We start from the raw sequence: 18,496 nt of genomic DNA on the forward strand, positions 1-18,496 counted from the left end.
GGACCAGTCCATCCGCCGAACGGGCGGGCTTGGCTCCGGCGGACGATTCACCGCGCGCCGCCGAGGAGATAGCTAGTTGTATGTGGAGCCGCAGCCAGGAGGGACATCCCGTGGAAATCTGGTGGACTCTGCACCTCAAGCGCGATCCGGCCAGCGTGCCACTCGCCCGCCGCATCCTGCTCGGCGCCATGGACTCCGCCGGAGTCGACCCGCAGGTCGCCTTCGACCTCGGCCTCGCCCTCACCGAGGCGTGCGCCAACGCCGTCGAGCACGCCGCCCCCGCCCACGCCGGGGACACCTTCCAGGTCACCGCCTCGCGCAGCGGCGACCTGCTGCGGATCGAGGTCGCCAACACCAGCCCGGCCCTCCCGGCCGCCGCTCCCGCTCCCGCTCCCGCTTCCCCTTCCGCTTCCGTTTCCGCTTCTGCCGACCGGCCCGCGCCGCGTCCGGCCGCGCCCCGCCGGCCCACCGCCGAACGGCCCGCGCCGCGCTGCCGCACCCGCCGCGGCCGCGCCTCCGTCCCGGCCCGGGTGCTCACCGCCCGCCGACCCGCCGCGGACCGCCCCGCCCCCTACGACACCCACGTCCTCCCCCCGCTGCGCCCGGCCGTCCCCGCGCCCTGCGCCGACACCGTCCCCGACCTGGACGCCGAGTGCGGCCGCGGCCTGTTCCTGATCCACGCCCTGGCCGACCACGTCCAGCTCCGCACCCACCCGCTGCGCGGCGCCACCGTCAGCTTCGACAAGCTGCTCACCCCCGGCTCCGCCGCCGCCATGCTGCGCACCGCCTCCTGAGCCGGCCTGCCTGTCTGCCTTTCTCTCTGCCTGCCTGCTGATTGCCGGGTGGCCCTTCGCCGGCCCGCTCCCCGGGCGCTCCTCCGTGGTCGATCTCACGCTCCGAAACTCGCTGGCGGGCCGCGCCGGGGCTCCGGTTAAGGTCTAGACCTTCCATCGGAGGGACCATGACCACCACCACCGCGGAGCCCGCCTCCGCCTCCCGTCGCGCCCTGGCCCGGATGGGGCAGGCCCTGCAGGGGCGGGACTTCCGCATCTGGTTCTACGGCCAGCTCACGTCCGCGTCCGGCGCCCTCGCGCAGGGCGTCGCGATGTCCTGGCTGATCCTCGAACTCACCCACGACGCCGTCTGGCTGACCATCCTGACGGCCTGCTCCTGGGGCCCCACCCTGATCCTCGGCCCGTGGGCCGGCGCCCTGGTCGACCGCTGGGACCGGCGCCGCCTGCTGCTGATCACCCAGGGCCTGATGATGGCCATCGGCCTGACACTGGCCCTGCTCGTCTCCCTCGGCGGCATCCACCTCTGGATCCTGCTGGCCCTCGCCACCTGCGCCGGACTGATCGCCACCGTCGACTCGCCCGCCCGCCAGGTCTTCGTGGTCGACCTGGTCGGCGCCGGGGCGGTGGCCAGCGCCGTCGGCCTCTGGGAGGTCGCCCTCAACGCCTCCCGGGTGATCGGCCCCAGCATCGCCGGCGCCCTGCTCGCCACCAACGGCCCCGCGTTCTGCTTCGCCTTCAACGCGCTCGCCTACACCGCGCCGATGATCGCCCTGATCAAGCTCCGCCCGCCCAGCGGCGGCCCCCGCCCCGAGACGGCCGCCCCGGTCCCCCCGGCCGCCGCCTCCCCGGCCCCCGTCGACGCCCCGGCCGCCGCCTCCCCGGTCCCCCCGGCCGCCGCCTCCCCGGCCCCCGTCGACGCCCCGAAGGCCGGCGCCCGGGCCGGGCTGTCGTACGCCTGGCACTCCCCGCTCATCCGCGGCCTGCTGCCGATGTCCGCCGCCAGCGGCCTGATCTTCGCGATGGGCCTCACCCTCCCGCCGCTGGTCAGCTACTCCCTGCACTACGGCGGCGGCGGGTACGGCCTGCTGATGGCCGCCTTCGGCATCGGCGGCCTGCCCGGCGCCCTGTTCGCCGCCGCCGCGCCCGAGCCCACCCCGCGCCGGGTGCGCACCCTGGCGCTGGCCACCTCGGCCGCGATCCTGCTCACCGCGCTCTCCCCGACCATCCACGTCGCGGTGCTCGGCATGGCCGCCGTCGGCTTCACCTCGATCCGGTTCATCGCCACGGCCAACACCCTCGCCCAGCTCCGCTCCGCCCCCGAGATGCGCGGCCGGGTGATGTCCCTCTGGGGCAGCGCGATGACCGGCACCCTCCCCTTCACCGGCCTCGCCGTCACCTTCGTCTCTCAGCACGTGGACGCCCGCATCGGCTTCGCCATCTCCGGCGCCGCCCTCCTGCTGGCCACCCTGACCGCGTGGCGGGCCCTGCGCCCGGCGATCTGAGCCACGGCGGCGGCCGGCTCCCCCGAACCGAACCGGGGCGGGGCGGGTCGGGGCGGGGCGGACGTCAGGGTCGGGGCGGACGTCAGGGTCGGGGTTGGAGCCGGAGCCGGGGCCGAGATGTCGAGAACGGCGTCCCGGCTCCGACCCCGGTACGGAGCAGCGCGGAGGGACGAGCCCCCGCCGCCGCCCGTACCGCCCGTACCGCCCGTAGCGCCCGTACCGCGAGGAGCCCCGCCGTGACCTACATGCTGCAGATGCACTTCAGCGCGCACGACACCGACGTCCCGCCGATCCCCACCTGGCCCGCCGACGCCGTCGCCGCACACGTCGCCCACATGCGCCGGTCGGTGGCCGAACTGACCGCCACCGGCGAACTGGTCGAGGCCCGCGGTCTGGCCTTCCCCGAGACCGCCCGGATCGTCCGGGCCACCGCCGGCGAGCCCACCGTCACCGGCGGGCCGTTCCCCGACGGCAAGGAGTTCCTGTTCGGCTGGTGGATGGTCGACAGCGCGGACGAGGCCCGGGTGGTCGAGATCGCCGCCCTGCTCTCGGCCGCGCCGGGTCATGACGGGAGGCCGATGAACATGCCGATCGAGGTGCGGGAGCTGATGTCGGAGCCCCCGGCGGCAGATTGATGACGGGTCATCGATGTTGTCGCATCAATGTCGCGGCATCAGTGACGGCACATCGGTGTCGTGACATTGATGACGGGGCACCAATGACGAGTCATCGGTGTCACGGCATCGATGTCGTGTCATCGGTGTCGCAACATCAGTGTCGTGTCATTGGTGATGGCGCATCGATGTCGTGTCATCGGTGGCGGAGCATGAATGGCGGGTCATCGGTGTCGCGACATTGATGCCGTCGCATCGATGCTCAGGCACGGACCCCGCCCCGGCCCCACCCTCGATCCCGCCCCCGGCGCGAATTGCCGGTCCGGCCCGGGCGGCGGACCATGGTGATCATGATTCACCAGATGCGCGCCGAGACCGGCCCGACCGGCGCCACGGACTCCGTGGTCAGCTGGCACATCGTCCGCGACGCGGACCTCACTGCACTGTGCGGCCGGGAGTTGGCCGCCGACGCCCCCCTCCAGGACGCCACCCGCTGGACGGTCGACCCCGACCACAACTGCCACACCTGCGGGGCGCTCTTCCTGCGCGAGACCCCCTACCTCCCGGACGAGCACACCGGCTGACGGCCGTCCCCGCTTCTCCGTCCGCCCGCCCGCCCGTCCGCCGGGCCGCCCGCCCGCCGGGCCGCCCGCCCGCCGGGCCGCCCGCCCGCCGGGCCGCCCGCCTGCCGGCCCGCCCGCCCGCTGGGCCGCCTGGTGCGGTCCCTTTGGGCGGGGGGCTCCGGCGTACCCTGGCGGTGTCCTCGTACCGTTCCGCCGGAGGTGTTCCCGTGGCCATCGACTCCAGCACGGACGGCCGGGTCCAGCGCGGGAACGAGACGCGGCGGGCGGTGCTCGGGCGGGCGGTGCAGATCGCTTCGGTCGAGGGGCTGGGGGCGCTGTCGATCGGGCGGTTGGCGAGCGATCTGGGGCTGAGCAAGAGCGGGGTGTTCGCGGGCTTCGGGTCGAAGGAGGAGCTGCAGCTGGCGACCGTCCGGGCGGCCAAGCGGATCTTCTACGACCGGGTGGTGACCCCGGCGCTGGAGCGGCCCGAGGGGGTGGCCCGGCTGCTGGCGCTGTGCGAGTACTGGCTGGAGTACTCGCGGGGCCGGGTCTTCGACGGCGGCTGCTTCTTCTACTCGGTGACGGCCGAGTTCGACGCCCAGCCCGGTCCGGTGCGGGACGCGCTGGCCGAGGCGGCGCTGGAGTGGGAGGGCTTGGTGGTCGGCCTGGTCCGGGCGGCCGAGGCGTCCGGTGAGCTTCCGGCGGGTGCCGAGCCGGAGGAGCTGGCGATGCTGCTGACCGGTCTGATGGACAGCGCGAACAGCCTCGCGGTGCTGCACGACGACCCGTCCCGCTACGACCGCACGATGCGGGCGATCCGCCGACTGCTCGGGTGCCCGTCGGTCGCCTGAGCGAGGCGCGGGCAGGGGCAGGGGCACAGGCACAGGCAGAGGCAGGGCGGCGGGTCGTGTTCCACGGTTCGCCGCCCTTTCCGCACCCCTAAAACTGCACGAACGGTCGTGCTAATATCTCGCCCATGGCTGCTACCGCTCTCGTGCGCACCGCCCTGAACGCCACCTCCCGGATCGCCGTCGCCCCGCCGGGGCGGGTGGCCTTCGAACTGTTCCGGCACCCGATCCGGCGCAGCCGGGTCCGCCCGGCCGAGCAGGAGGCGCACGGGCGCGCGGTGACCGGGGAGCTGGTGGTGAACGGGAAGCGGGTGCGGGTCTACCGCTGGGGCGACGGGCGGCGGCCGGTGCTGCTCGTGCACGGCTGGCGGTCCCGGGCGTCCCGGTTCGCGCCGTACGTGCAGGGGCTGCTGGACCTCGGGATGAGCCCGGTCGCCTTCGACGCGCCGGGGCACGGCGACTCCGGCGGGCGGGCGACCACGATCCTGGAGTACCGCGAGCTGATCGGTCGGCTGGCCGAGCGGCACGGCCCGTTCGAGGCGGCCGTGGCGCACTCCTTCGGGGCCTGCTGCACGCTGCTCGCGATGGCGGAGGGGGTGCCGGTCGGGCGGTTCGTCTCGATCGCGGGGCTCGCCGAATTCGGTTACCTGGTCGAGGGGTTCGCGGCCATCATGGGCCTGAACGAGCGCCTGGAGCGGGATCTGGCGCGCCGGATCGAGCGGGTCCTGCTGCCGGGCGCCGGCGACGTCTGGCGGCGCTTCGACGCCACCCGCCACCCGGAGCTGGTCGACGCGCCGATCCTGGCGGTGCACGACGAGGACGACGACGTCGTCCCGTACCGCCAGTCGCGCCTGCTGCTCGCGGCGTACGGGGAGGAGCGGCTGCGCCTGATCACCACCCGCGGCCTCGGGCACCGCCGGGTGCTGTCCGAGCCGACGGTGGTCGACAACGTGCTCGCCTTCCTCGCCGAGTCGCGGTCCGCCGCCGCGGCCTGAGGGCGCGGGGCCCGGGGCCGGAACGCCGGAAGGAAGAACGCCGGACGGCTCCCGGAACGCCGGACGGCTCCCGGAACGCCGGACGGCCGGCTCCGGGCGCGGGGCGCGGAGCCGGCCGTCCGGGGCCGGTCGGGGGCGGGCGGTCAGCCGCCGCTCTTGCGGCGGAAGGTGCGCTTGCCGCCGGCCGCGCCGTGCGTGCCGTGGATCTTCGAGTCGCCGCCGGGGCCGCCGGTCGCGCCGGGGTTCTTGCCGCCCTTGCGCTGCAGCGCGGCCAGGAACTTGGCCTTCTGGTCGTCCGGGGCGGCGGTCTCCTCGCCGGCGTCGACCTCGGCGGCGGGGGTCTCCGGCGCGGGCTCGGCGGTCGGGGCGGTGTCGCTGCTCATGTGAGGACCTCCTGGACGGGAGCGGGTGTGCTGGAGCACACCCTGCCATGCCGACCGGGGGTGCTGTCAGTCGATATCGCCCTCCGTCAGCCCTGGCGCGCCGCGCCCTGGGCCTGGGCCGGCCGGTCGTGGTACTCCAGTCCGCCCATCATGAAGAGCAGGGTGAGGACCGGGAAGCCGATCGAGGCGATCACCAGTACGAAGAACTGCCAGACCATGGGTCGCTCCTGTCGCGAGGGGAGTGGTCGGGGCCTGCGGGGGGCCGCGGGCCCGGGGGCCGTAGTCGATTGCTCGACTTTGCACCATTATGTCCGATTAATCTCGCGCCACTTCCGGGACGGATCGACGTCGCCCCCCTGTTCGAGACCGGGCGGCGGACGCAGACTGGAGGGCATGCGGGTAGAGCTGGCAGTCGACGCGCGCCGCCCCGACCGGGCCAACGAGGACTTCGCGGTCGCCACCCCGGAGGCACTCGTCCTCCTGGACGGCTCCAGCGCCCCGGACTCGCTGGACTCCGGCTGCCGCCACGGCATCGCCTGGTACGTGCGCCGGCTCGGCGTCCACCTGCTGGCCCGGCTCACCGACCGGACCGACCGGCCGGCCGCCGACTGCCTGGCCGACGCCATCGCCGAGACCGCCGCCCTGCACGCGGACGACTGCGACCTGGCGAACCCGGCCACCCCCGCCGCCATGGTGGTCGCCGCCCGGCTGCGCGAGGACGCCCTGGAGTACCTGGCGCTCGGCGACTCGCTGCTCGTGCTGCACCTCAAGGACGGCCCGCCCCGGGTGATCGGCGACAACCAGCGCTTCCCCGGCGGCGAGGCGCTGCGCCGCCAGGTCTGGTCGACCGTCCAGGGCACGGCCGAGCGGGCCGCGCTGTACATGCGGTACGCCGTCGCGGTCCGGGCCGCCCGGAACACCGGCCACGGCCCGTGGATCGCCGCCGCCACCCCGCACGCCGCCGAGCACGCCGAGACCGGCGCCGTCGCCCGGGGCGACCTGTACGGCGTGGCCGCCCTCTCGGACGGCGCCGCCCGCTACACCGACCGCCTTGGGCTGGGCAGTTGGGCCGACGCGGTGCGGCTGCTCGCGGAGGCCGGCCCGGCCGAGCTGATCGCCCAGGTCCGGGCCGCCGAACGCTCCGACGCCGACTGCCTGCGCTGGCCCCGCGGCAAGGCCCACGACGACGCCGCCGCGCTCTACGCCCGCCTTTAGCAGCCGACTTGACGGTCCGTCAGACTCGTCCGTCCGCCACGAACACCGCGCGCCGCACCGAGCCGTCCGGCGCGGTGTAGGCGGCGACCGCCTCGCCCGGCGCCGGGTCCCCGGCCGGCTCCCCGAGCGGGGCCAGCACCCGGCGCAGCACCGGCTCGACCGGGCCGGACGCCGGCGAGACCGCCACGTCCTCGTCCACCGCGTCGCTCTCGCTCTGCCGCTGCGGGACCGCCTCCCCGCGCAGCAGCCGCGCCAACTCGGCGCGCACCACCGGGTCCTGGGCGCCGTCGTAGAACCAGCGGGTGCCCAGCACGCCGTGCTCCGCCGTCCCGATCAGCGCGCCCTCCGGCGCGTCCGCCAGCGGCGCGCCCCGGTAGGCCATCGGCACCAGGTAGGCGTCCCGGCCGTCCGCGACCACCATCAGCTCGATCCCGACCTCCCCCGCCGGGTCGTCCAGCCGGAAGCCCCCGGCCCGCACCAACTCGCCGCCGCCCGGCCGGAACCACTCCTGTCCGGGCAGCCAGGCCGCCAGCAGCTCCAACTTGCCCGGCTCCATGGTGGTGCGGTGGATCGTCGCCACGTCGTTCTCCCGTGCTCGCTCGCGGTAGCTGTCGGTACGCCAGCCTACGAACCCGGCGGGCGGCCGGTAGCGTGGTGCGCCGCAACAGGCCGACGGGGGAGGACGGACGCGTGGGGATCAGGCAGGTCGGCGAAGGGGCCGGACGGCGGGCCGGGGCGGCGCTCGGCGCGGTGACCGGGGCGGTGGCCTCGGCGCGCGCCAAGGCGGGCTCGGACTGGGCGCGCCGGGCGCTGGAGACCCACCCCAAGCCGGAGGTGCCGCTGACCGCCGAGTGGGAGGTCTCGCTCGCGGGCCTGGTCGGCCGGCTGCCGCACGTCCCGGGCCCGGCGGTGCGGCTGCTGCACATGCTGGACGGGCTCGGCCAGGTCGCGGTCGGACCGGACGAGGTCGGCTTCGACGGGGAGTCGGCGCCCTGGGGCAAGGTGCTGGAGATCCGCTGCCACAGCACCCTCGACCTGCTGCCGGACGTGGTCGTCGACCGCGAGGTGGACCGGATCCGCGAGTTCCTGCCGCCCGTCCCCGGCCGCAAGTGGCTGGTCACCAGGGCCGCCGAGGCGCTGCTCACGGTCGCCATGGCCGCGACCGCCGCTGCCGAGCGGCAGGAGCGCTCGCTGCCCTGCGAGATCGTCGCCAAGAACCTGATCGGCCGTCCGAAGAACCTGGCCGGCGGCCTGTTCGCGGCCTCCGCGCTCACCCTGATCCCGGAGGCGGGCGAGGCGATCCTCGCCACCGCCCGCGCCCGCGGCATCCCGATCACCGTCGTCGAGGACCCGATGACCGGCCTGCACGCCGAACGCGCCGTCCGGCTCCGCGCCACCACCGACCGCCTCACCGACGCCCTCCGCCGCCTGCGCGCCAGCGAGCCCGAGCCCGAGCTCGCGCCCGGCGAGGGCGACGGTGACGCCGGCGGCAGCGCCGGCGGCATCGGCCCGGAGCCGACCAAGGCCGAGGTGGGCGCCGCCGCCCTCGCCGAACTCGAGCAGTTGCACGCCCAGCGGCAGCCCCGGGACTGACCGTCAACCAGTCGTCCGCTCAATCCCGTTGACGCGCCGCGACCCTCCGGACGCGCGGGGCGTCCGGAGGGTCGCGGTGGAAGGCCGCCGCCCGCGCCGGCGGGTTCACCGGGCGGCGGCCGGTCAGCGGGACCGGCCGGTCATCGAGATGAGCCGGTCAGCGGGTGAGGGAGAACGGCAGCGGCGGCAGCGGGGCGCCGTCCGGGGCCCGGCCGGTCGGGGCGACGCCGACGACGGTGAGGTGCTCGCCGGCGGAGAGGACGCCGCCGGGGATCCGGCCCTCGGGGCCGGGGCCCGCCGGGAGGCCGAGCGGTTCCCAGCCGTGCCGGGTGAGCCGGGCGCCGATCGGCTGGTAGCCGCCGCCGGTGCGGCGGTAGCCGACGACGGCGACGCCGTCGGGGGTGCGGGCGGCGCCGGTGGCCTTGCCGTCGCCGAGGCCGGTCGGCTGGACGGTCCAGGCGCGGCCGTCGAAGTGCGCGACCAGCGTCCGGTCCTGGCGGGTCGGGCCGGTCTCGGTGCCGACCGCCCAGACGTCGCCGGGCCCGGCGACGACCAGCCGGACGAGGTCGCCGTAGCGGGCGTCCAGGTCGGGGGCGGCGACCTTGCTCCAGGCGCGGCCGTCGTAGTGCAGCAGCAACGGGTTGGTCCAGCCGTCCGCGGTGCCGACCGAGCCGGCCGCCCAGACGTCGGACGGGCCGGCGGCGGCGACGTCGGTGAGCGTCCAGTAGTCGGTGCCGAGGTCGGGGACCGGCACCGGCTGCCAGGACGTTCCGTCCCCGTGCTCGATCAGGCCGTGGAAGGTCAGCAGGTCGTCCGGCTGGTAGTAGCCCACCGCCCACTCGTCCCGGGGGCCGCCCGCCGAGGCCAGGGCGGTGAGGCCGCCGCCGGTGACGTGCGCGGGCAGCGGCACCTCCTGCAGTTGCCAGCGTCCGGCGCGGTACCGGCCGAGCGGGACGCTGTCGCCCTGCCGGCTGCCGGTCACCCAGGTGCCGCCGGCGCCGTCGGGGGCGACGGTGGACGCCTCCAGGCCGGCCGGCAGCTCGACCTGGCGCCAGGCGGCGCCCGGCTCGTCGCGGACGAAGGCGACCGGCTGGTAGCTGATGCGGCCCCGCTCCAGCCCGATCTCCCGCCGGCCGACCGCCCAGGCGCTCCGGCCGCCGCCGCGTCCCACGTCCTGCAGGGCGGCGTTGCCGGCCGGGAAGGCGTCCACCGTCCAGCCGGGCGCGGAGCGGGCGTCCGCGGCGGTGGGCGGCGGGGCGTCCGCGGCGGTGGCCGGCGGGGTGCCGGTCAGCAGCAGCGCGGCCAGCGCGGCCAGGACGATCGGGACGGCCGGGACGGCGGGGGTGGTGGCGGCGCCGCGGCGGCGGGTCACGGGTTTCCCCCCTCGTAGTGGATCTCCTGGGCGCTGTCCACCGGGTGCAGGTCGGCCTGGTGCAGCAGCTCCTGGACGCGCGGCGCGTTCAGGAAGGCGATCAGCTGGTCCACCGTCACCGGCGACGAGCGGCGCCTCGGCACGTCCGAGATGACCATCACCTGCACGTCGCTGTGCTCCAGTCGGAAGAACGCCTCGGTCGAGTCCAGCCCGCCGTCGCTCGGCGAGACCCGGACGGTGGCCGAGGCGCCGTCGACCAGTCGGACCGTCCGGCACTCCCCGTACTTCGACGGCTGCCCCTCCTGCGGGCAGTTCCGCTGCGGCGCGCCCTCGCTGTGCGGGCGGACCGAGAAGACCAGCGGGTACTCGCCGTTCGCGGACCGCCCGAGGTAGCTGTAGACCCCGTCGGCGACCACGCTGATGGCGCCGATCTCCGGCGGCAGCAGGTCCTGCAGCGCGCCGGCCGTCGCCTGCCGGTAGGTCTCGATCCAGCGCAGCTGCTCGGCGTCCGGGCTGGGCGACGGCGACCCGGCGGGGCCGGTCGGGGCCCGGGTGCCGGTCGGCTCCGGCGGCGGGATGGTCGTCATCCGGACGGTCGGGAAGACCCGGTCGCCCGGCCCGGCCGGCTGCAGCACCCCCGCCCCGCCGACCCCCCCGCCGCCGCTGCCGCCCGTGCCGGGAACGGCCGCCAGCCCGGCGGCCGCCAGCGCGGCCGTGCCCAGCGCCGCCCCGCCGACCGCCAGCCGCGACCGCCACCGCCGCCGCCGACCCTCCCGGACCGCCCCGGCCGCCAAGCCGGGCGGCTCGGCCAGGTCGTCGGTGACCCGGCCCATCGCCTCCCGGACGAAGAACCCCTCGGGGGCCTGTTCCTGCATGTCCCACTCCTCCACGATCACGGTCTCGGCTACAACGGTCATCCGCCCGGCAGGGGCGCGTACGGGTACGGGCGCGGGCGCGGGCTTCACGCCGACGCGTACGGGTGCGGCTCGCCCAACTGCTCGCGCAGCCGGGCCAGGGCGCGCGAGCACTGGCTCTTGACGGTGCCGGTGCTGCAGCCCAGCAGCTCGGCGACGGTCTCGACGCTCAGGTCCTCCCAGTACCGCAGGACGACCATCGCCCTTGCCCGGGCGGGCAGTTCGGCGAGCGCGAGCAGCAGCGTCACCCGCAGGTCGGAGTCCTGCCCCGGCGCCGCCTCGGGCGGCGCCGCCGCCAGCACCCCGAGCCGCCGGGCCACCGCCCGCCGGCGCTGCTCGCCGAGGAAGGTCCGGGTCAGCACCGTCCTGGCGTAGGCGTCCAGGTGGTCCATCCGGGACGCCCGCCGCCAGTGCGCGAACAGCTTGGCCAGCGTGGTCTGGGCGAGGTCCTCGGCCCGGTGCCGGTCCCCGCACAGCAGGTACGCCGTCCGGTAGAGCCGCCGTCCGGCCCCCGCCGCGTACCGTTCGAAGCTCAACTCGTCCTGCCCGCGCATCCGCGCCCCCGCCCTCCGGCCGTCCGCCCCTGTCAACCGTTCCCAATGCGCGAGCCCCCCGGAAGGTTGAGCCCCGAACCGCCGGAAGCCCGGCCGCACCGTCGAAGGACGGCACGACCGGGCTCCCGGCACCCGCTCGGCTAGCTGTACTGACCACGGAGGTTGGTGACGGGGTTCACGGCAGTGCGATCTTGAAATGAGTGAGGGCCTTCTGGCTCGGTGTGGATTGCGACATCTGCACCGGCTCCCAGAAAGGCCCTCATGCCACACCGTAACGCACCGCTGACCGAGACCGGACGCCTGCGCCTGGCCCGCTGCGTGGTCGAGGACGGGTGGCCGCTGAGGCGGGCCGCCGAGCGCTTCCAGGTCTCCCCGACCACGGCCAAGCGCTGGGCCGACCGCTACCGCATGCTCGGCGAGGCCGGCATGACCGACCGATCCTCACGACCTCACCGCGGCCCCCGCCGGACCCCGACCCGCACCGAACGCCGGATCATCAAGGTCCGCGTGCTCCGCCGCTGGGGACCGGCCCGCATCGCCTACCTGCTGCGACTCAACCCGGCCACCGCGCACCGGGTCCTCGCCCGCTACCAGCTCGCCCGCCTGGCCCACCTCGACCGTGCCACCGGACGCCCGATACGACGCCACGAGCGTTCCACACCGGGAGAGTTGGTCCACGTCGACATCAAGAAGCTCGGCAACATCCCCGACGGAGGCGGCCACAAGGTACGCGGACGCAGAGGCAGCCCGTCCCGATCGGGCGTCGGCTACAGCTATCCGCACAACGCGGTCGACGACCACTCCCGCCTGGCCTACAGCGAGATCCTCACGGACGAGCGCAAGGAGACCGCGACCGCGTTCTGGGCTCGGGCGAACGAGTTCTTCGCCCGGGCCGGGATCACCGTCGAACGCGTACTGACCGACAACGGCTCCCGCTACCGCTCCCGGCTGTGGCGCGAAGCCCTCGCGGCCGGCGGCGTCACGCACAAGCGCACCCGCCCCTACAGGCCGCAGACCAACGGCAAGGTCGAACGCTTCAACCGCACCCTGCTCGACGAGTGGGCCTACGCCAGGCCCTACCGCACCGAACAGGAACGCCGGAACGCCTTCCCCGTCTGGCTCCACACCTACAATCACCACCGCGGACACACCGCACTCAGGGGATTGCCACCCGCCAGCCGCGTCCCCAACCTCACGAGTCAGAACAGCTAGCGCTCGCAGGCGACCCCGTCGTGGTCCGCGTCCAGCGCGGCGCGGTAGCCGGGCTCCCCGCGGTGCAGCGGCGCGGCGCCGGCGGCCTTCGCCTCCGTGCAGTTCTTGTAGTACGCGGCGGCCGGCGCCGTGGTGTGCTCCTCCGGCTCGGGGGTGGGCTCCGCCGCCTTGGTCGTCACGGCGGGCACCGGCACCGTGGGCGTGGGCGTGGGCGTCGGGGTGGGCTCCGGCGTGGGAGTCGGGGTCGGTTCCGGCGTCGGGGTCGGCGTCGGCGTCGGCGTCGGCGTCGGGCTCGCCGAGGGCGAGGGCGAGGCGGTAACGGTGACGGTGGCGGCGGGCACGGGAGCGTCGTCCTTCTTCTGGTCCGACCCGAAGGTCGCCGCCAGCCAGAACAGCGACATGAACAGGCACCACGCCGTCAGCGCCACCTTCACCCCGACGTGCAGCCGCCGCGAACGCCACACCAGCACGGCCGCCACCGGCGGCAGGAACACCAGCAGCGCGATCCGCACCAGGCGGTTTCCCGTCGTCCGCTGATCCGGCGGCGGCGGCGCGGGGGCTTGGTACGGGTGCACGGCGGGTTCCTCCGACGATCGAACGTTGTTGATGCGTAAACATCCTTTCGCCCCGCCCGGCCCCCGCGCGCGGCTTCGGCAAAGCCGTGACCAAACGGAAGCCATGCGTCCGCCAACCGGACACCGACCGCCCCCGGAACCCGCGAGCGGTCAGGCCGCGCCCGCCGCCGGCAGGAAGCCCTCCGCCGTGGCGTCCATCAGCAGCTCGTCGCACTCCCGCCCGCGCCAGTACCCGGCCCGGCGCAGGCGGCCGGCGGGCCGGAACCCGGCCTTCCGGTAGGCGGCGAGGCCCGCCGCGTTCGGCTCCAGGACCTTCAGCCAGACCATGCGCAGCGCGGCGTACTCGAAGGCCCAGCGCAGGGTGAGCACGGTCGCCTCGGTGGCGAAGCCCTTTCCGCGGGCTTCGGGGGCGAGGAGGATCACGAACTCGGCGGTCCGGACGGCCGGATCGATCGAGAGCGTGGTGACACCGAGCGGGGCGCGGTCGGCGGCGTCGACGACCTCGAACTGCGGGTAGTCCCGGTTGCGGCCCTGCGCCTCCCAACCGGCCGCGCGGACCTCCCACGACTGGGCGACCTGGGTGCCGAAGCCGAGGATGGTGCCGGGGTCGTTCTCCCAGCGGTGGTAGTCCTCCAGGTGGTCGCGGCTGGTGGCGGCCAGGCTGACGCGGGTGCCGTCGAGCAGGACGAGCGGGGTGCGGGTCACGGGCGCCTCGTTCGGGGTCGGGGGTTGATCGGGGTGTAGCGGTCGGTGGGCGCCGGTTCCTCGACCGGTCGCCCGTCGCCGTCGCAGACCCAGGCGTGCAGCCGGATCGGATCGGCCGCGATGCCGTGGCGCCAGGCACCGCCGCGCCCGCCGAGCGCGAGCAGCAGCGCGACGGCGACCGACTCTTCCAGGCAGGCCACCCGCGCGGGGACGTTCCGCGCGGCCCAGCGGACGGAGCGCACCGCGAGGCGGGCGTGCCGGGCGGACGGGGGCGGCAGCGCGTCGCCCGTCTCGGCGAGGCGGCGCAGCCGTCCGAACCGCTCCGCGCGGGGGCCGAGGGTACGGACGCAGAGGGTGCCGGCCAGTACGGCGGTTGCCGCCAGCCGCCAGGGAAGCGGGGGCCGGTCGAGGGCCGGCAGCCGGACGGGCACTTCGCTGGTGCCCCAGGAGACGGACGAGTCGGGGACCGTCACCGGGGCCGGCGCGGAGCTGCCTTCGAGGGCGGCGAGCCAGCGGCTCAGCGCGTCGCCGGTGAGCAGGACGGTCGTGCCGGTGCGGTAGTCGACGACCACGCCCGCGTGGCGGGTCAGCGCGGTGACGGTGTCGGCGGTCGGGTGCGGCCTCATGCCGTGTTCTTCCAGCGGATCGCCCGGACGGCCGACTCGGCGGTGCGGAGCCAAAGTTCGGTGCCGAGGACGGGTTCGATCAGGCCCCACGGGATGTCCGCCCCGAGGACGGCATTGCGCAGCAGCGAGCGCAGCGCGGCGGGCCGGAGCAGGCCGAGGGCGGCGAGGTGGCCGTCCACCAGGTCCAGGACGGCAGCCTGGTTGGCGCGTAGCCCGTGGTGGTGGTCGGCGGTGAAGACGCCTTTCGCGCCCCGATCGAGGACGCTCGGCGGGAGCAGTCCGGCCACGGCGTCGGACAGCATCGGCTTGTAGCGCCGGGCCGACCAGCGGTCGGCGGCGGGCGCGGCGAGGACCGACTCCAGGACGCGGGTGTCGGTGAAGGGATTGTGCATGGTGATGCCGTGGGCGGCGGCGAGTTGGTTCTCCGTCGCGGCGGTGCGGCCGACGTGGCGGACCTCTTGGAGCAGCAGGGTGTCCGCGTGGCCGAGACCGCCCGTGTCGCGGTGCGGGGTGGTGACGGACGCGGCGAGGTCGCGGGCGTCGGCGGTGAGCCAGGGCATCGTCGCGGTGGTGCCGAGCTTGCCGGGGTCGCCCACGGCGGAGGCCACGGCCGTCCACGGGCTCGTCCGGTACAGCCGGGCCCAGGTCTGGGCGTCGCGGGCCAGGCGCAGCAGGCGGCCGGAGCGGGCGAGATCCGCCAGGTGGGCCGGGGGCGGCATGAACAGCGAGTCGCCGCCGTCGCCGGTCAGGTGCACGCTGACGCCGTTCGATGCCAAGGCGCTCAGCTGCGCGTCGAGTTGGGCGAAGGTCATCGCGGACGGGGCGGGTTCGTCGGTGGGCGGGAGCGTGCCGGGGCCGGCGAACGGGAGGTGTTCGGGCCCCAGCGCCATCAGCCGGTGGCGGATGCGGGGGACGGCACGGGCGACGGCACGCGCGTGGTCGAGGTCCCCGCCCTCATCGCGGCCCTTGGGGTGGTAGGTGAAGCCGGTCACCGGCCCGTGCCGCGCGGCCAGGACGGCCAGGGTGCTGGAGTCCAGGCCGCCGGACAGGTCCGAGGAGACCACCCGGTCCGTGACCCGGACCGCCACCGCACCGGCCAGGTCGTCACGGAGTCGCCGCACGGCGTCGGGCCAGGCCAGTTCGAGGCGGCGCCAGAACGGCGTGATCGTGCAGGCTCCGCGTTCGGTGGCCGTCCAGCGGTGTCCCGGCGGGATCTGCTCCACCCCGACCCAGGCCGAGCGGTCGGACGCCCAGGCGGTGGGGTCGGCCAAGCGCGCGGCCAGCCACGCGGTGTCCGGGCCGGCACCGGTCAGCGAGGCCAGCGCGAGTGAACTCGACGCCCACACAGGGCCGTTGGCCGTACGGGTGGCGTAGACAGGGGCCGCTCCGGCGGGGTCCGCCCACACGGTCAGCGCGCCGCGTCCGTCATCCAGCACGAGCGTGTACGCGCCGGACCAGGCGGTGGCCACCGCGTCGATGTCGGCGACCGTGGCGAGACGGGCCAGTTCCGCGTCGGTCGCGCCGCAGGGCCCGAACACCGCCAGCCGCAGCCCGCCGGCACCGCACACCTGACGTACCGGCATCCCGGCCGACCAGAGATCCGGTCGGCGCCACACGCCCCGAGCACCCACCGGGGAACCGGTACTCCGACCGGGCGTCCCTCCGAACCACCACATGTGATCAACTCCGTGACCTGTGTTCCACCAACGGCGCGGCGGCACCGGGGTTGGGAGGTGCCGCCGCCCCGCCGACCGTCAGCCGGCGTCGTACGGGGAGCGCTTGCCTTCGACGCTGTTGTTCGAGCTGCCCTTGGTCAGGAGCGCCGCGTCGCCGAGGACCACGGTCTCCCCCTCCGGCTCGCCGTCGAGCGGGGTGAGTTCCTGCATGCTGATCACCTCCCTTGCAGCACGGGGGCGGGAGGATCCCGCCGCGGATCGGGGCCCCGGGCTCCGGACACACTCGCGGAGCCCGGGGAGTCATCGGGTGCCACTCACAGCGGTACATCGCGGTCCGGTACGGACAGCGCGGCCGCCGACGGCGTGCCGGTCACTCACGATGCCGTCACCGGACTCCGCACCGAAGACGAGTGCCGTCAGGACAGGCAGTTCGCACGACGAGTCCCGCACCCCGACCCGCAGCACCGAAGGGCGACGCCGCACCGCGACCGCGGACTCGATCAGCCACCGTGCGGCCGAAGCGGACTCCGGAGCACACGGCAGCAGCATCTGGCACCCGCCGTCCCCCGGCTGTACGGCCACCAGCTCGGAAGGCTGACGGCTCGGAGGCCCGGCGAGCCGAGCCACAACGCTGGCGGACATCTGACCTCCTGTCCCGAACGGGTCGGGCGGCGCCACTGCCGGCACGTGCCTTCGACCGGCGGCGATGTCGTCCTTTCGGGTCCGAAATCTCGGACCGCGCTGTGAAGCGCGTACAAGAAGGATCGATCCGGTACAGATCCCAGACGATGCCCGCGAGGTGTTACCGAGGAGGTAATACTGGTGACCAGAGCGGTTTTTGACGACCCGTATCCCGCCATGCTCCCCAGTGGAGGCAGTGCTCGATGACGCATTCAGGCCCGACCCGAGGCCCCTTGCTGTCTGCCGAGTTACTGGCGCGCGAAGACCTCCGCCTGGCGCTCGCCGAGCACGACTTCGCCGCGGCCTTCGGGTTGATCAAGAAGTACGGCGGGTACTCGCAGAACAGGATCGCGTCAGCCTGCCAGCTCACTCCGGGCAAGGTCTCCACGATCATGTCCGACCCGGCGAAGCGGATCACTTCCTACGAGGTGATCGCCCGAATCGCCGACGGCATGGGGATTCCCGGCCACTACCTCGGACTGGCATCGCGCCCCTGGGAATCCGATACCGGACAACCGCAGCAACCGGCCGGGGCCAGCCTTCCGGACGGCGACCTCCCGTGGCGGCCGGAGATGACAACAGCACTCGCCACCCGCCTCACGAGAACTGATCTCGCTACGGACAGACGTACCGCCGCCCGCCTGCTGGCCGCAACCGCCATCACCGGAACCTCCCTCCTGGACCCGCTCGAAGGGTGGCTCGCCGCACCCGCCGCCGCGTCGGAACGTGTCCGTCCCGGACGACTCGGTCGACACGACGTGGCCCAGCTCGAACACTCCGCCGTCGCTTTCCGGCAGTGGGACCACCGGTACGGCGGCGGCCTGCGGGCCAAGGCCGTCCTCGGTCAGCTCAACGACACCGCCGCAGCGCTCGAAGACCGCCAGCTCCCGGAGATCGAGCGGCGCCTGCACGGTGTGATGGCACAACTGGCGGGCACCGTCGCCACGATGATGTGGGACTCCGGGTACCAGCGCCGGGCCCAGGACTACTACCGGCTCGCCCTCCGCTCCGCCCACGAGGCAGGAGACCGGGCATTCGGCGCGAACGTCCTCGCCGGCATGGCGCGGCAGATGCTCTACACCGAACGACCGGGCGATGCCCTCGAGCTGGTCAGGCTCGCCCAGGACGGGAGCCAGGGCCACACCGGCCCCCGCGTCCGGGCCATGCTGCGGACCCGCGAGGCATGGGCCTACGCGGCGATGGGGCGGGTGGCGGCCTTCCGCCGTGCGACGGGCCAGGCGGAGGAGGAACTGTCCTCCGTCCGGTCGACGGACGACGAACCCCACTGGATCGCCTACTTCGACCAGGCCGAGATCTCCGGGGTGACCGGCGGCCGGCTGCTGGATCTCGCCCGTACCGACCCGCGGACCCATGCCGAAGCGGCGGCCGAACACATCCGTGCCGCGCTGACAGCACGCGGAGCCGAGGCGGGGCGGTCCCACGCGCTCGACTGGATCGGGCTCGCCGAGACCCGGTTCCTGGCCGGCGACATCACTGCCGCGGTCGAGGGGACCAGGCATGCCGTGGTCGCCGCTTCACGCACCAAGTCCGACCGCGTCCGGACCCAGCTCGGCGGTCTCTACCAGTACACCGTGGGCCACTCGACGAACCCGGCCGTGCGGGAGGCCCGCGGTAGCATCCGCGAGCTACTGGCGAACTGACCGAAGGGGAACG

The 18,496-nt window shown here is 74.9% G+C and carries 21 protein-coding genes; 10 read left to right on the forward strand and 11 right to left on the reverse strand.

The annotated features are described in order from the left end of the window. Window positions 1–110 precede the first annotated feature (110 nt). From KSE_RS20235 to KSE_RS20260, 6 genes are all read left to right on the forward strand, one after another. Window positions 111–794, forward strand: a complete 684-nt coding sequence (locus KSE_RS20235) for an ATP-binding protein (protein ID WP_014137199.1) — start codon at window positions 111–113, stop codon at window positions 792–794. Window positions 795–961: 167 nt separating this feature from the next. Continuing rightward, entirely contained in the window at window positions 962–2,296 is a 1,335-nt protein-coding gene (locus KSE_RS20240; RefSeq protein ID WP_014137200.1) for an MFS transporter, read from the forward strand. Window positions 2,297–2,541: 245 nt separating this feature from the next. Further along, complete coding sequence (locus KSE_RS20245) at window positions 2,542–2,931, forward strand: YciI family protein (RefSeq protein ID WP_033259404.1); 390 nt, start codon at window positions 2,542–2,544, stop codon at window positions 2,929–2,931. Between the two features lie 329 nt (window positions 2,932–3,260). After that, window positions 3,261–3,494, forward strand: a complete 234-nt coding sequence (locus KSE_RS20250) for a hypothetical protein (protein ID WP_033259405.1) — start codon at window positions 3,261–3,263, stop codon at window positions 3,492–3,494. 206 nt (window positions 3,495–3,700) lie between these two features. Further along, window positions 3,701–4,324: a TetR/AcrR family transcriptional regulator gene (locus KSE_RS20255; RefSeq protein WP_014137203.1), complete on the forward strand. Its 624-nt coding sequence runs from the start codon at window positions 3,701–3,703 to the stop codon at window positions 4,322–4,324. 125 nt (window positions 4,325–4,449) lie between these two features. Beyond that, complete coding sequence (locus KSE_RS20260) at window positions 4,450–5,316, forward strand: alpha/beta hydrolase (protein WP_014137204.1); 867 nt, start codon at window positions 4,450–4,452, stop codon at window positions 5,314–5,316. Window positions 5,317–5,459: 143 nt separating this feature from the next. Here the strand turns inward: KSE_RS20260 and KSE_RS20265 are convergent, their stop codons facing one another. Both KSE_RS20265 and KSE_RS45885 read right to left on the reverse strand, forming a co-directional pair. Beyond that, on the reverse strand, window positions 5,460–5,699 hold the full coding sequence (locus KSE_RS20265; RefSeq protein WP_014137205.1) for a DUF5302 domain-containing protein: 240 nt from the start codon (window positions 5,697–5,699) through the stop codon (window positions 5,460–5,462). 86 nt (window positions 5,700–5,785) lie between these two features. Beyond that, complete coding sequence (locus KSE_RS45885) at window positions 5,786–5,917, reverse strand: hypothetical protein (protein WP_255518965.1); 132 nt, start codon at window positions 5,915–5,917, stop codon at window positions 5,786–5,788. A gap of 175 nt (window positions 5,918–6,092) precedes the next feature. Between KSE_RS45885 and KSE_RS20270 the strand changes: the two genes are divergently transcribed. Next, window positions 6,093–6,914 (forward strand): hypothetical protein, encoded by an 822-nt coding sequence (locus KSE_RS20270; RefSeq protein ID WP_014137206.1) that lies wholly within the window; start codon window positions 6,093–6,095, stop codon window positions 6,912–6,914. A 19-nt stretch (window positions 6,915–6,933) separates the two neighbouring features. On the opposite strand, the gene KSE_RS20275 is transcribed toward KSE_RS20270, so the two are convergent. After that, the gene (locus tag KSE_RS20275) at window positions 6,934–7,494 is read right to left on the reverse strand and encodes a maltokinase N-terminal cap-like domain-containing protein (RefSeq protein ID WP_014137207.1); all 561 of its coding nucleotides are present in this window, start codon (window positions 7,492–7,494) and stop codon (window positions 6,934–6,936) included. A 110-nt stretch (window positions 7,495–7,604) separates the two neighbouring features. Here KSE_RS20275 and KSE_RS20280 point away from each other — a divergent pair, with 110 nt between their 5' ends. After that, entirely contained in the window at window positions 7,605–8,507 is a 903-nt protein-coding gene (locus tag KSE_RS20280) for a hypothetical protein (protein WP_014137208.1), read from the forward strand. 157 nt (window positions 8,508–8,664) lie between these two features. Here KSE_RS20280 and KSE_RS20285 read toward each other — a convergent pair whose 3' ends face one another. From KSE_RS20285 to KSE_RS20295, 3 genes are read right to left on the reverse strand one after another with little or no spacing between them, the layout of a single operon-like run. Beyond that, the gene (locus KSE_RS20285) at window positions 8,665–9,879 is read right to left on the reverse strand and encodes a hypothetical protein (RefSeq protein WP_014137209.1); all 1,215 of its coding nucleotides are present in this window, start codon (window positions 9,877–9,879) and stop codon (window positions 8,665–8,667) included. Continuing rightward, a complete protein-coding gene (locus KSE_RS20290; RefSeq protein ID WP_148283126.1) occupies window positions 9,876–10,796 on the reverse strand; it encodes a hypothetical protein in 921 nt (306 codons plus the stop codon). Before KSE_RS20290 ends, KSE_RS20285 begins: the two co-directional genes overlap by 4 nt. Window positions 10,797–10,840: 44 nt before the next feature. Then, window positions 10,841–11,347, reverse strand: a complete 507-nt coding sequence (locus tag KSE_RS20295; protein ID WP_014137211.1) for a SigE family RNA polymerase sigma factor — start codon at window positions 11,345–11,347, stop codon at window positions 10,841–10,843. A gap of 261 nt (window positions 11,348–11,608) precedes the next feature. On the opposite strand from KSE_RS20295, the gene KSE_RS20300 reads away from it, so the two are divergent. Further along, complete coding sequence (locus KSE_RS20300) at window positions 11,609–12,559, forward strand: IS481 family transposase (protein WP_014137212.1); 951 nt, start codon at window positions 11,609–11,611, stop codon at window positions 12,557–12,559. Here KSE_RS20300 and KSE_RS40210 read toward each other — a convergent pair. The 5 genes from KSE_RS40210 to KSE_RS41355 all read right to left on the reverse strand — a co-directional run bounded on the left by KSE_RS40210 (window position 12,556) and on the right by KSE_RS41355 (window position 16,351). Next, a complete protein-coding gene (locus tag KSE_RS40210; protein WP_014137213.1) occupies window positions 12,556–13,134 on the reverse strand; it encodes an excalibur calcium-binding domain-containing protein in 579 nt (192 codons plus the stop codon). The genes KSE_RS20300 and KSE_RS40210 overlap by 4 nt on opposite strands. Window positions 13,135–13,284: 150 nt before the next feature. Further along, window positions 13,285–13,839: a GNAT family N-acetyltransferase gene (locus KSE_RS20315; RefSeq protein WP_014137214.1), complete on the reverse strand. Its 555-nt coding sequence runs from the start codon at window positions 13,837–13,839 to the stop codon at window positions 13,285–13,287. Beyond that, window positions 13,836–14,465, reverse strand: coding sequence for a lasso peptide biosynthesis B2 protein (locus KSE_RS20320; protein ID WP_014137215.1), 630 nt, complete (start codon window positions 14,463–14,465; stop codon window positions 13,836–13,838). The genes KSE_RS20315 and KSE_RS20320 overlap by 4 nt, the downstream gene beginning before the upstream one ends. Further along, window positions 14,462–16,141: an albusnodin/ikarugamycin family macrolactam cyclase gene (locus tag KSE_RS20325; RefSeq protein WP_033259390.1), complete on the reverse strand. Its 1,680-nt coding sequence runs from the start codon at window positions 16,139–16,141 to the stop codon at window positions 14,462–14,464. The genes KSE_RS20320 and KSE_RS20325 overlap by 4 nt, the downstream gene beginning before the upstream one ends. Window positions 16,142–16,219: 78 nt before the next feature. Next, on the reverse strand, window positions 16,220–16,351 hold the full coding sequence (locus KSE_RS41355; protein ID WP_106437696.1) for an albusnodin family lasso peptide: 132 nt from the start codon (window positions 16,349–16,351) through the stop codon (window positions 16,220–16,222). 704 nt (window positions 16,352–17,055) lie between these two features. On the opposite strand from KSE_RS41355, the gene KSE_RS20330 reads away from it, so the two are divergent. Further along, a complete protein-coding gene (locus KSE_RS20330; RefSeq protein WP_014137218.1) occupies window positions 17,056–18,483 on the forward strand; it encodes a hypothetical protein in 1,428 nt (475 codons plus the stop codon). Window positions 18,484–18,496: the final 13 nt, after the last annotated feature.

The sequence above is a fragment of the Kitasatospora setae KM-6054 genome, assembly GCF_000269985.1.
GTDB lineage: Bacteria > Actinomycetota > Actinomycetes > Streptomycetales > Streptomycetaceae > Kitasatospora > Kitasatospora setae.

Excerpts from the sequence above, each read along its gene's own strand:
- KSE_RS20240 (WP_014137200.1), top strand. The coding sequence starts at position 962 with ATGACCACCACCACCGCGGAGCCCGCCTCCGCCTCCCGTCGCGCCCTG.
- KSE_RS20245 (WP_033259404.1), top strand. The coding sequence starts at position 2,542 with ATGCTGCAGATGCACTTCAGCGCGCACGACACCGACGTCCCGCCGATC.
- KSE_RS20250 (WP_033259405.1), top strand. The coding sequence starts at position 3,261 with ATGATTCACCAGATGCGCGCCGAGACCGGCCCGACCGGCGCCACGGAC.
- KSE_RS20260 (WP_014137204.1), top strand. The coding sequence starts at position 4,450 with ATGGCTGCTACCGCTCTCGTGCGCACCGCCCTGAACGCCACCTCCCGG.
- KSE_RS20265 (WP_014137205.1), bottom strand. The coding sequence starts at position 5,699 with ATGAGCAGCGACACCGCCCCGACCGCCGAGCCCGCGCCGGAGACCCCC.
- KSE_RS45885 (WP_255518965.1), bottom strand. The coding sequence starts at position 5,917 with ATGGTCTGGCAGTTCTTCGTACTGGTGATCGCCTCGATCGGCTTCCCG.
- KSE_RS20270 (WP_014137206.1), top strand. The coding sequence starts at position 6,093 with ATGCGGGTAGAGCTGGCAGTCGACGCGCGCCGCCCCGACCGGGCCAAC.
- KSE_RS20290 (WP_148283126.1), bottom strand. The coding sequence starts at position 10,796 with ATGACCGTTGTAGCCGAGACCGTGATCGTGGAGGAGTGGGACATGCAG.
- KSE_RS20295 (WP_014137211.1), bottom strand. The coding sequence starts at position 11,347 with ATGCGCGGGCAGGACGAGTTGAGCTTCGAACGGTACGCGGCGGGGGCC.
- KSE_RS20300 (WP_014137212.1), top strand. The coding sequence starts at position 11,609 with ATGCCACACCGTAACGCACCGCTGACCGAGACCGGACGCCTGCGCCTG.
- KSE_RS20320 (WP_014137215.1), bottom strand. The coding sequence starts at position 14,465 with ATGAGGCCGCACCCGACCGCCGACACCGTCACCGCGCTGACCCGCCAC.
- KSE_RS20325 (WP_033259390.1), bottom strand. The coding sequence starts at position 16,141 with ATGTGGTGGTTCGGAGGGACGCCCGGTCGGAGTACCGGTTCCCCGGTG.
- KSE_RS41355 (WP_106437696.1), bottom strand. The coding sequence starts at position 16,351 with ATGCAGGAACTCACCCCGCTCGACGGCGAGCCGGAGGGGGAGACCGTG.